The organism is Oleiphilus sp. HI0086, from assembly GCF_001635225.1.
The window spans coordinates 1-11,559 of record NZ_LWFZ01000687.1 but is presented as its reverse complement, the minus strand read 5'-3'; the positions used below and the strand labels follow the sequence as shown (position 1 = coordinate 11,559).

Genomic DNA, 11,559 nt, shown 5'->3' with positions numbered 1-11,559 from the left:
AGGAAGAGCAAGTTCGCTTCAACACTTCCTTGATAAAATACCCGCGTACATTAAAAGAAAGAGTAAAGTTGTCACGCTTTGTTATATCGCGCTTTTCGGCTTGTTTGTAATTGGTACGCTTCAAGTAAAAATTGACTCAAATTTAGTCGAATTGGCAAAAGAAGATGCACCGATTCGGGTTACTTACGATTTGGTCGACAAGGAGATGATGGGGGCACAGAATCTCGAGTTTATTGTTGACATGAAATCGTCTGATGCGCTTAAAGAACCGGCAGTACTTAAGGTGATTGATGCCTTCCAGGCTCACTTGGTCGAAACCTACCCTGACAGCGTTGTTAAAACCTTTTCTTTGGCTGATTTCGTAAAAGATACAAATAAGGTAATGCATGAAGGGGACCCCACTTATGATCGCGTGCCGGAAGACCCAGTTCTAGCGGCGCAGCTTCTTTACCTCTTTGATAATGCCAACAGCCGAGACCGAAGAAATGTTGTAAGCGATGACTACTCCAAGACTCATATTTCAGCTCAATTGCGGAACAAGGGCTCGTTCGAATACACCCATTTCTTTGAGCAGGTTCAACTTGACCTAGATCGTTATTTTGAACCTTTAAAGGCTCAGTATCCAGATCTTGAAGTAAGTGTTACAGGTCAGTTAGCCTTAATGATGGAGTTAATCGATCACATCAGCTGGGCACAAATCAAGAGTTTCGCTTTTGCACTGGTTATTATCACGATCTTGTTAATATTCTCTTTAGGTTCTGTGCAAGCAGGGTTGATTTCAATGATTCCTAATCTCCTGCCAGCATTCTTTACCTTCGGTCTGATGGGCTTGCTAGATATACCTTTAGATACGGACACGTTGATTATTGCTCCCTTAATTATTGGTATTGCCGTGGATGACACTATTCACTTTGTTGCACATTATCGAGATGCGTGGTTTGAACTTGGTGATGTTGACGCGGCTCTTAAAAGCACCATCTCAGAAGTTGGCCAGGCGGTAACATTTACTACCCTAGTCTTAGGGATTGGCTTTTCAATGCTTGCCTTCTCAGACTATATGGGACTGGCAAAAACCGGTATTTTTGGTTCATTATCAATCGTAGTTGCTTTGTCTTCAGACTTACTATTACTGCCTGCCTTGATAAGCTGGCTAAAACCAGATTTAGGGCGGAAAAAACATATGGCAGCGCTTGTTCGTCAAGAGGAGGTCGGCGCATGAAAACGATAAGCTTTAAGGTCTCGGCCTTGGTGATGCTAATTGCATTTAGCACACTGTCTCAAGCTGCTAATGATGCGAAAAGTATTATGGAAAAAGTGGATGTAGTTCAGCGAGAAACGGCTGATATGAACTTAAGTCTATCGACACTTTCTTCTTGTCCTTTTCAAATCAAGAGCAAGAAAGTGTCGTGCACCGAGTCAAAACGAATCAAACGATTTGAATCCTACAGCATTCAGGCTGGCGTTAATAAAAAAGACAGCAAAGCTATCTCTATCATTCTAGAACCCGCCCGCGAAAAAGGTGTGGGCATGCTGACATATAGCTACGAAGATGATTCAAGAGATACCGAGTCTTGGTTATACCTGTCTGCCTTGGGGAAGGTGAAACGAATGGTGAGTGGCTCATCTGATGATCAAGAACCAGTCGCTTTCTTTGGTTCTGAGTTTACAACAGAAGATATGGAAAGTGGCAAAACTGATGAATATGACTACAAGATTTTGCAAGAAGGAAAGTACGGTCAAACTCAAGTTTGGGTTATAGAAGCGAAACCAAAGCCTGTGCGTCTAAGAAAGACTAACTATAGCAAGCTACTTCTATGGATTGATAAAGAAAAATTTGTAGCGCTTAAAGTGCAAGGTTACGACAAGCATGGCAAGCTTTACAAACGCACTCTGATGAAAAAATACGAGAAGCTGTCCGGGAAGTGGCTAGCGCGTGAAATTACGGTCTTTAATCTGCAATCTAAGCGCTTATCAACCATCGTAAATGAACAAGTTGTTCTTGGCGTTGCGCTAGATGAAGCGTTTTTGACCCAGCGTAGCCTCAACGATTTTGCCTTCCGTGAACAGCATTTGTCGAAACTGAGAAAGCACTTTAAGTGATAGTTACACTAATGCTTAGATTCCTACTAGTCACTTATTTGCTCTCATATTGTGGCCTTGCTATATGTGAAGACTTACTAGAGCAGGATGAGGTCTACGATGATACTAGCTTACTTGCTGAAGAATCACTGTTACTTAGCGATGAATTCGAACTAGGCGAAGACTCTCACGAAAGGCCAGGTTCGTCTTCAGCTATGCTCATAGATATATTTAGCGCGTCTGTCACGCGTGAATTGGCATACGGTCGGCATGTTGAACAGTCAAATATTGGTATGAGGCTTGAGCTGGATACACCCCTTTGGTCGGGTGCGTATGCACGTATAGATTATGAGGTAACACACTTTTTCTCTCCAGAGAATCTATCTCGTGACTATGGAGAGTCCTATACGAATAGAGAGTTAAATGAAGCCTGGTTGCAGGTAAGTTTTTCGGATTGCGTTGCAAAGCTTGGACGTCAAACCTTGTTCTGGGGGCGAGTAGAGGGTGCTAATGCGCTTGATGTCATATCACCAGTTGACTTCACTAAACCCTTATTGACTGATTTTAGTGATATCAGACTCTCGTCAGAGATGGCTCTTTTTCGCTGCTATCAAAACGATCTTACAGCTGAGCTGTTCTATCAAGAAGATGCTCTGTTGAATCGTTTCTCTCATTTCGAAAGCGAATTAGAACGTATTGCCAGATCAGGGATGGGCGACGAATGGGGAGGGCGTTTAAGTTTGGCTAAGCAGGCTTTTGATCTCTCGTTAAGCTATGCCCGCCTGTATGCTAATCATTTCTCCATACTAATCGATAAGAATACTTTTCAAAGCACACCTTATAGTCAGCGTTACGNACTCTATGGGCTTTCGCTGGGTATCAATCAGGGAAGCATTATGTACGAGCTTGATTTGGCCTATAAAACAAATCAACTCTCTTCAGTATATGCGCTGAGTGGTCGGCCTGAAAACTTAGAAAACAGGCTTGAAATTGCGCTAGGTTTTGAATATCTAAGTGCCGCTAATCATCAAGTGAATGCTGGTGTATGGCGTTTTAAAAGTCTAGAGCAAGATACGAATCGTACCATCTATAACGAGATCTGGAATGTTTCATGGAGCAAGGAGTACTTTAATGATGTGCTCGGCTTGAGTGTGCTTGGGGCTTGGTCTACTGTCTCTGAGCTATTTGTGTTGAATCTGGCATCTGAGTATGACTTTAATGACTATGTTCAGTTATCTCTTGCGCTTAGCTATGCCAGCAAAAGCGGCTCAAATGACCCAGTTTATCCTGATTCAAAACTTAGCAGCACCTTTAAAATAGAAGCCCAATTCTAGCGATTTCTAATTGCTTAGCGAGCTCCCACTTATCTCGCATTGTTAGTAATTTCCTCTTAGTTTTTATTAATGCACCGCAGTTTTATGCGCATGTAACATTTCTAACCTAAACTTAAGGCTAGATGCGATTATAAAATAAAAATATTTGGATAATATGATGGAAGCCAGATCTGTAAAAACGATTGAAGATGCGAAGCATATTGTAAATCTTCGTGGAATAAAGCATGTCAAAGTTGGTCTTTTCGATATAGACGGCGTGATGCGCGGTAAATATATGAGCAAAGATAAGTTCTTTGCTGGGCTCGACAAGGGTTTTGGTTTTTGCGATGTTGTTTTGGGCTGGGACTCGAAAGATCAGTTATACGACAATGTCAGTTACACTGGCTGGCATACAGCCTACCCAGATGCCTCTGTACGAATTATTCCCGAAAGCTGTAGGGAGATTCCTTTTGAGCAAGGTACTTTACTTTTTATTTGTGAATTCGTAGGTGCCGCGGCAGTGCTCTGTCCGCGCAATCTTTTGAATAGGATATTACAAAAAGCAGACTCAATGGGCTTTTCTGCCAATGCAGCGCTAGAGTATGAATTCTTTCTATTTAACGAAACCCCAAAAAGCGTAAGAGAAAAAGGCTTTCGAAACCTTGAGCCTTTTACGCCGGATAACTTTGGTTACTCTGTTTTAAGGGGAAGCGTTCATCACGACTTATATGCACAAATCCTTGGGCTTGCGGAGGAAATGGATTTTCCGATTGAAGGTCTACATACAGAAACCGGGCCAGGTGTTCTTGAGGCTGCGATAGCTGTTGATACCGCACAAAATGCCGCCGATAAAGCGTCGCTATTTAAAACTTTCATTAAAGTATTGGCCCAAAAAAATGAATTGATGGCCACCTTTATGGCTAAGTGGTCGGCCGACTACCCAGGCCAAAGCGGCCATATTCATATTTCCTTAAACGATGCGAAGACAAATGAGTCAGTCTTTTTTGATCAAAGTAAAGATTATTCGATGAGTGATACTCAAAGGCATTTCGTTGCGGGTCAGCAGTTATTGATGCCAAAGTTCTTGTCATTGATTGCGCCAACGGTTAATAGTTATACGCGACTAATTCCAGGCTTTTGGGCGCCAACCGATGCTACATGGGGCGTTGAGAATCGTACTTGCTCGCTGCGCGTTATACCTGGTTCAGCGAAGTCGCAGAGAGTCGAGTATCGTTTAGGCTCGGCAGATGGTAACCCGTATCTAACCTTGGCAGCGGCGCTTGCTTCAGGTTTGTATGGTATCGAGCACAAACTTGAACCGACACCAATGGTTGTTGGTGATGCGTATTCACAAACGCATCCCAGCGCATTAAAACTTCCTGCAACACTTTGGGAGGCGGCGCAAGCTCTAAAGGAGTCTAAAGAGGCGAGAGGCCTATTTGGCGATGCCTTTGTAGAGCATTTTGCATCGAGCCGAGAATGGGAAGAGCGAGAGTTTCGCAAGCACATTAGTGACTGGGAAATGGACCGGTATTTCGAGATTATTTAACTAGAAGACATATTATGGCTAGAAAACTGAAAACCTATTCGCCAATTGATGGCTCTCTATATGTTCAAAGAGAGTTGGTTGGCGAAGAGCAGATGCTTGAAGCGGTGCTGCTTGCAGATAAAGCGCAAGATGACTGGGCTTTGGTACCCTTGGAAAAAAAGAAGCACATTTGTTCGTTAGCTGTAGAGTGCTTTGAAGAAAAAAAAGAGCTTATAGCTGAAGAGCTATGTTGGCAAATGGGACGACCGATACGATATGCAGAAGGCGAAGTTTCCAGTTTTGCAGCACGCGCCCGTCATATGATCTCAATATCTGATCGATGCCTTGCGTCAAACGAGGTTGACGATAAGCCTGGGTTTAAGCGCTTCATTAAAAAGTGTCCGGTTGGAACGGTAGCAGTTCTAGCACCATGGAATTACCCTCTACACACACCGATCAACTCTATTATTCCAGCTTTATTAGCTGGTAACTCGGTGATCCTAAAGCATTCAGCCCAAACACCTTTGTGCGGTGAACGTATTGTAGAGGCTTTTGCCGACGCGGGTCTTCCTCAGGGCGTATTACAATGCCTTCATATGAGTCATGACACAGCCAAGACTATGCTGGAGCAACCTTCCATAAAGGCTGTGACCTTTACTGGTTCTGTCGAGGCCGGTAAAGATATTGAAAAAGCATGTGCAGGTAGGTTTATTAACCTAACGCTTGAGTTAGGGGGCAAGGATCCGGCCTATATTCGTAGTGATGCTGACCTTGAATATGCTGTTGAATCAACTGTAGATGGTGCTTTCTTTAATTCCGGTCAGTCGTGTTGTGGGCTCGAACGGATTTATGTTCATCAGTCAATTTATAGTGCGTATGTCGAGCGCTTTGTAGAGCTTACTCGGGAGTATGTCCTGGGTTGCTCAAATGATCAGGCAACGACGCTTGGTCCGGTAGTCAATGCTTCGGCGGCAGCAAGAATACGCAAACAGATTCAAGGCGCAATTGATTCAGGTGCCAAAGCCAATATCGATGTCACAAATTTCCCTCTTGATCAGAATGGTACGGCCTATCTAGCACCTCAAGTGCTGACGAATGTTGATCACTCGATGTCAGTAATGCGTGATGAGACCTTTGGTCCAGTTGTGGGGATAATGGCTGTTAGCTCCGATGAAGAAGCAGTAAAGCTTATGAACGACAGTGACCTGGGATTGAGTGCAGCTATTTATAGCAATGACCTAGAGGCTGCGACTGCGCTAGGCGAAAAGATTGAGACGGGTACTTTTTTTGTTAATCGCTGTGATTTTCTAGATCCCGAATTGGTGTGGACAGGGGTGAAAAATACCGGGCGTGGTTACTCTTTGTCTGTGCACGGCTTTGATAATTACATCCAACTAAAGTCTTACCATATAAAATCTATTTGAGAGTAATTGACTATGCATATATTGGAGGGGAACTGGAACTACCCGAATCAGATTATTTCGGGCGCCGGTCGTTTGGCTGAGCTCGCTACTCAGTGCCAGGAAAAGGGATTTGAACATCCTTTAATCGTGACGGATCCCGGTCTTTCGAGCTTACCTATTTGTGATGAACTCAAGCAGACACTTGAGCGCGCAAACATTAAGTTTGATGTTTATGATCAGGTATCAGCCAACCCGAATCAAGAAGATGTGTGCCGCGGTGTTGAGCAGTTTAAACGCTCAAAGCATGACTCAGTAATCGCTTTTGGTGGTGGCTCAGCACTTGATGCAGCAAAAGCAATTGCTTTAATGGTTGGGCAAGAGCTACCTATTTGGGAGTTTGAGGATGTTGGCGATAACTGGTGCAAGGTAAAGGAGGAGGGTGTTGCACCTGTTATTGCAATTCCTACAACAGCTGGAACAGGTTCAGAGGTTGGTCGTGCTTCTGTCATTACTGATTCAGAAAAACACCTAAAGAAGATTATATTCCACCCAAAGATGCTACCAGTGCTAGTGATATTGGACCCCAACGTAACGACAGGTTTGCCAGCTAAAATTACCGCTGCAACGGGCTTGGATGCCTTATCACATTGCCTTGAAGCTTTTTGCTCACCTTCTTACCACCCGATGGCTGAGGGTATTGCGCTTGAAGGTATGCGCCTGATTAAAGAAAATCTCCAGCTTGCATACGAAAATGGCGATAACCTAGAAGCGCGGATGCATATGCTGGTTGCTTCAAGTATGGGGGCTGCAGCGTTCCAGAAAGGTTTGGGAGCGATGCATGCTATCGCACATTCTATAGGTGCAACATATGGTGCGCATCATGGTCTTCTAAATGCTATTTTGATGCCTTATGTCCTCGAAGAGAATTATAGTGAAATCAAAACAAAGCTCGGGCGCGCCGCGAGATATCTTGACCTAGACGGAGGTTCCGCAGACTCGTTTATTTCTTGGGTCCACCAACTTCGAGCAGACCTTGGTATACCACGTACCTTAGATGAAATCGGTATCAACTTAGGCGATGTACAAAAATTAGCTGCCATGTCTGTTGAAGATCCTTCAGCTGGTGGCAACCCTATCCAGCTGTCGTCAGCTGATTATGCGCGCTTGATCGGAAATGCCATTCAAGGCGTAAATGAAACGCCTGGGGAAGGGGCGTAGGCTGCATAATGGATAACTATAAAGTCGCCATTTTGCAGTGTGATGACGTGCTAGATAAGTTCCGGACCGACTTCGGAAACTATCCGGGTATGGTTGAAGATTGCTTTACGCAGGTCTCGCATAGCTTAGAGTTTTTTACTTATGATGTGCGTAAAGGTGAATATCCTAAACAGATACAGGATTTTCGTTTTTATGTGATCACTGGGAGCAAAGCCAGTGTCTACGATAATGAGTTCTGGATAAGTAAATTAGTAGAGTTTGTGCAATGTCTGGATCGAGTATCGATACCTGTGTTTGGAATCTGCTTTGGTCATCAGATCATGGCTTTAGCAAAGAATTGTTCGGTTGAGAAATCTTCTAAAGGTTGGGGTGTAGGTGTTTCAAGTAATGAATTAACCAAGTGCGCCTATGACTTAGGCTTTGAGGGAAATGCCCTTAATATGATTGTTAGCCATCAAGATCAAGTCCAGAATATACCGCAAGAATCCAAGCTTCTAGCGACAAGTGATTTTTGTCCATACTTTGCCGTTCAATGGAGTGATTCCTTGATTAGTATCCAAGGGCACCCGGAATGGACTTGTGAATACTCTGAAGCCTTAATGAATGATCGTCGCGACCGAATCCCTGCTAATACAATTGAGGCTGGTCTAGAGTCCTTAGCGAAACCTCTGGATAACAGGGGTTTCCTAAGTGTAATTTCGAAATTTTTACTTCAGAAAGCGTGATGTTGGTTTTGGTGGCTGTTAATGTGCGTGACTTATCGGCAAGGTAGTTAGGGTGTCATTTAGCTCGCTTGAAACTGCCTGGTTTCTACCATTCAATTTTGCACTATATAGTGCCTTGTCTGCTCGCTCTTTCAGGCTATCAAGGGTTTCACTTTGAATGAAGGTCGAGGTACCAGCACTAATGGTTACAGGGATAATTTTGCCCTTATATAGGTAGGTGTGTTGCTCTACGCTCTGCCTGATTCGATCAGCAATTTTTAAAGCTTGATTGGCATCTGTATCATCTAGAATTAATACGAACTCTTCGCCACCGTAGCGAAAACACAAATCACTTCCACGCGCGCACTTTTTGATTGTCGCTGCAAGGTCGCGAAGGACGCTATCACCGGCTAGGTGTCCGTATGTATCGTTGACGTGTTTAAAATGATCAATATCAAGCATGAGAACGGAAAGAGGGGTGTTGTGACGTGTCGCTAGCTCTGCCTCTCTGTGTAAGCTGGCATCAAGTGCGCGTTTATTGCCGCAACCCGTTAACTCATCTCTAAGCGCTGATTGAAGTGCTGCTTGATATAGTTTTGCATTTCGTAAAGGAAATACCAAGGTGCTAGCCAGGCGCTCGATAATGGAAAGTTCTTCTTCAAGAAAGCGCTTCTTTCTAGAAAAGGTAATTGCGCCTAATTCTGTTTCGTCCATGGTGAGGTTGTACTGGCAAGAATGTACACCAGATTTATCACCAATTGTGATAGGGCTCTGATTGGAAGCTTCATGTTTCATTTGATCAAATGACACCAAAGTCTGGACTTCACTCGCAAACATATGAATGATGTCACTACAATCTAGCGTGGTTTGGAGGCGGCGAGTTAAGCGAGAAATAATATCGTTATTGTCGCTAATTGATTTATTTAGATCGCGATAGGTAGATACTATCTTAGCCTTATTAAAATCAATTGTTGTATCGTTTCGTTCGTTACCGCTCATCGTATGGCTCCACAATAATGTTCCAGTATTGTTAATTAATACAAATTGTGGGCCAAGCCAGAAAAACAGCTTATAAACAATGCTTTAGATGTGATTGAACAAACTATTGACGCGATTTGTTGCGTTGCGGCTTGCCGGTTCGTCAAAAAAATGTCTCAATATTCGGCCTCTAAAGGCCGTCACGGCAGTGCGTCGCCACTTGCTTCGTCGATATTCTCAACATATTGATAGAAATAGCGCCTTGAACCGTAGATAATAGCGAAAATTTTTGAAAACCCATTTATTAGTTTTGGAGCACTTTCTGAGCAATGCGCTTAAAGTCCATTAAGTTAGCCGGATTTAAATCTTTCGTAGATGCGACGACGGTTCCTTTTTCTACCAATATGACCGCTATCGTTGGGCCTAACGGGTGTGGTAAATCAAACATTATCGACGCTGTTCGTTGGGTGATGGGTGAAAGTTCGGCAAAGAACCTTCGTGGCGAGTCGATGACTGATGTTATCTTTAATGGCTCTACCGGTAGACAGCCCGTCGGACAAGCATCGATCGAGTTGTTGTTCGAAAATCAGGAAGGCAAGCTGAGTGGTGAGTATGCTTCATTCACTGAGATATCAATAAAGCGGAAGGTCACAAGAGAAGGTAGCTCTCAATACTACTTAAATGGCACTAAGTGCCGAAGAAGAGATGTTACTGATATTTTCCTCGGTACGGGAATGGGGCCTCGATCTTACGCAATTATTGAGCAGGGGATGATATCCCGCTTAATCGAGTCCAAGCCTGAAGAGCTTCGCGTATATCTCGAGGAAGCAGCAGGAATATCCAAATATAAAGAGCGTCGCAGAGAGACAGAAAACCGTATGCGTCGAACTCAGGACAATCTTGATCGCTTGGCCGATATTCGTGAAGAACTTGGTAAGCAGCTTCAGCACCTTAAACGGCAAGCAAATGCAGCTGAACGTTATACTGAATTCAAGAAAGAAGAACGTCTACTCTCTGCAAAACTTCATTTTGTATATTGGGATCTTCTCGATCAGGACCTATCGGGCAAGTCCGATCTGTCTGTTAAATATGAAAAAGAAATAGAAGATGCCGTTATTGCTAAGAATAGCAATGAAAACAAAGTGGATGTGCTGCGTACTGAACTTGAAGACAAGCAAGAGGTATTCAATAAGTTTCAGGCAAAATTTTATCAGTCTGGCGGTGAGATTGCTGCGCTAGAGCAAAAACTTAAGTTTATTAAGAGCCGCCAGCTCGAGCAGGAGCAACAGGTTAGTCGGCTTAAAGAGGAAATTGCTGAAATTGACGAGGTATTGTCCGCTGACCATGAAACACATGAGCTTGTGCTAGCGGATCTAGAAGAAATTGAAGCGGTATTTATTGAGCTTCAGGAGCAGCTTGAGCAATCCTCTTTCGAGCTGGAAATGCGCGAATCTGACATGGAATCCTGGCAACTTCGGTGGGATCAATTTAACCAGGACTCTGCAAATGCTCAAAAAAGCGCAGAGCTTGAGCAAGCTAAGATCCAGCAAACAGAAGAACGAATTCAAGAGCTCGAAATACGGCATGAACGCCTATCTCACTCCTCTATTGATGTGCAGCGAAGTATTGAAGAGCTAGATCATGGTCAATGGGAAGAGGAGCAGTTGATAGTAGATGAAAAACTATTAAGCTCTCAGCAGGAAGTTGATGACATATTGCCTAAAATTGAGCAACAACAAGACAAGATTGAATCACTAAGCGATCAGAAGTCTATCTTGCATGCAAAGATATCGGAGCAGAAAGCTGTCCTCGCTTCGCTTGTAACACTTCAAGAATCTGTCTTGGGTGATGATTCTAGCGTTTCTGCGCAAAAGCGGCAGATGGGTATTGATCAGCTGCCATTGCTGATGAATGAGCTTAAGGTCACTTCAGGTTGGGAAATTGCTGTTCAGCAAGCGCTTCATGATTGGATGAACTCTTTGGTTTCCGACGGCGTAGCAACGGATCTTATTCTGAATTGCGAAACATCAACTCTGGAAGGTTCTGTTACCTTATTAGATAAGGATAAAAATGGATCAAACTCTAATGTTGTAGCAAAATCTGGATCACTTGCTCAATATGTTGAAGGTGCACCGTCTCAAGTAATTTTAATACTAAACGATATCAAAGTTGCTGATTCAAAAGAGCAAGCACAGCTTGCTATTGCTACACTGGCGGAGCACGAGTCTGTTATATGTACTGATGGCCTTTGGTTTGGTCAAACATGGGCAAGAGTATACAGGCCCGGTGATACCGAGGCAGGCGTTCTTGAGCGTGCAAATGTTATCGCAAAAATA

9 protein-coding genes are annotated in these 11,559 nt (G+C 43.6%); 8 read left to right on the top strand and 1 reads right to left on the bottom strand.

Annotation, left to right across the window (positions count from 1 at the left end; translation table 11 throughout):
- The 7 genes from A3756_RS10740 to A3756_RS10710 form a co-directional block, all read left to right on the top strand.
- The coding region (locus tag A3756_RS10740) for an RND family transporter (protein WP_156490409.1) at positions 1 to 1,219 on the top strand (1,219 nt) is incomplete at its 5' end.
- Complete coding sequence (locus A3756_RS10735; protein WP_068506535.1) at positions 1,216 to 2,100, top strand: outer membrane lipoprotein-sorting protein; 885 nt, start codon at positions 1,216 to 1,218, stop codon at positions 2,098 to 2,100. The genes A3756_RS10740 and A3756_RS10735, both read left to right, overlap by 4 nt.
- Before the next feature lie 11 nt (positions 2,101 to 2,111).
- Complete coding sequence (locus tag A3756_RS29250; RefSeq protein ID WP_068553486.1) at positions 2,112 to 3,413, top strand: DUF1302 family protein; 1,302 nt, start codon at positions 2,112 to 2,114, stop codon at positions 3,411 to 3,413.
- 154 nt (positions 3,414 to 3,567) lie between these two features.
- Positions 3,568 to 4,941, top strand: a complete 1,374-nt coding sequence (locus A3756_RS10725; protein ID WP_156490408.1) for a glutamine synthetase family protein — start codon at positions 3,568 to 3,570, stop codon at positions 4,939 to 4,941.
- Positions 4,942 to 4,955: 14 nt separating this feature from the next.
- A complete protein-coding gene (locus A3756_RS10720) occupies positions 4,956 to 6,344 on the top strand; it encodes an aldehyde dehydrogenase family protein (protein ID WP_068553484.1) in 1,389 nt (462 codons plus the stop codon).
- Between the two features lie 12 nt (positions 6,345 to 6,356).
- The gene (locus A3756_RS10715; RefSeq protein WP_068516696.1) at positions 6,357 to 7,541 is read left to right on the top strand and encodes an iron-containing alcohol dehydrogenase; all 1,185 of its coding nucleotides are present in this window, start codon (positions 6,357 to 6,359) and stop codon (positions 7,539 to 7,541) included.
- A gap of 8 nt (positions 7,542 to 7,549) precedes the next feature.
- Positions 7,550 to 8,266 (top strand): hypothetical protein, encoded by a 717-nt coding sequence (locus A3756_RS10710; RefSeq protein WP_068553483.1) that lies wholly within the window; start codon positions 7,550 to 7,552, stop codon positions 8,264 to 8,266.
- Between the two features lie 18 nt (positions 8,267 to 8,284).
- On the opposite strand, the gene A3756_RS10705 is transcribed toward A3756_RS10710, so the two are convergent.
- The gene (locus A3756_RS10705) at positions 8,285 to 9,244 is read right to left on the bottom strand and encodes a GGDEF domain-containing protein (RefSeq protein ID WP_068516688.1); all 960 of its coding nucleotides are present in this window, start codon (positions 9,242 to 9,244) and stop codon (positions 8,285 to 8,287) included.
- Positions 9,245 to 9,552: 308 nt separating this feature from the next.
- Between A3756_RS10705 and A3756_RS10700 the strand changes: the two genes are divergently transcribed.
- A partial coding sequence (locus tag A3756_RS10700) for a chromosome segregation SMC family protein (RefSeq protein WP_156490407.1) occupies positions 9,553 to 11,559 on the top strand: 2,007 nt, incomplete at its 3' end.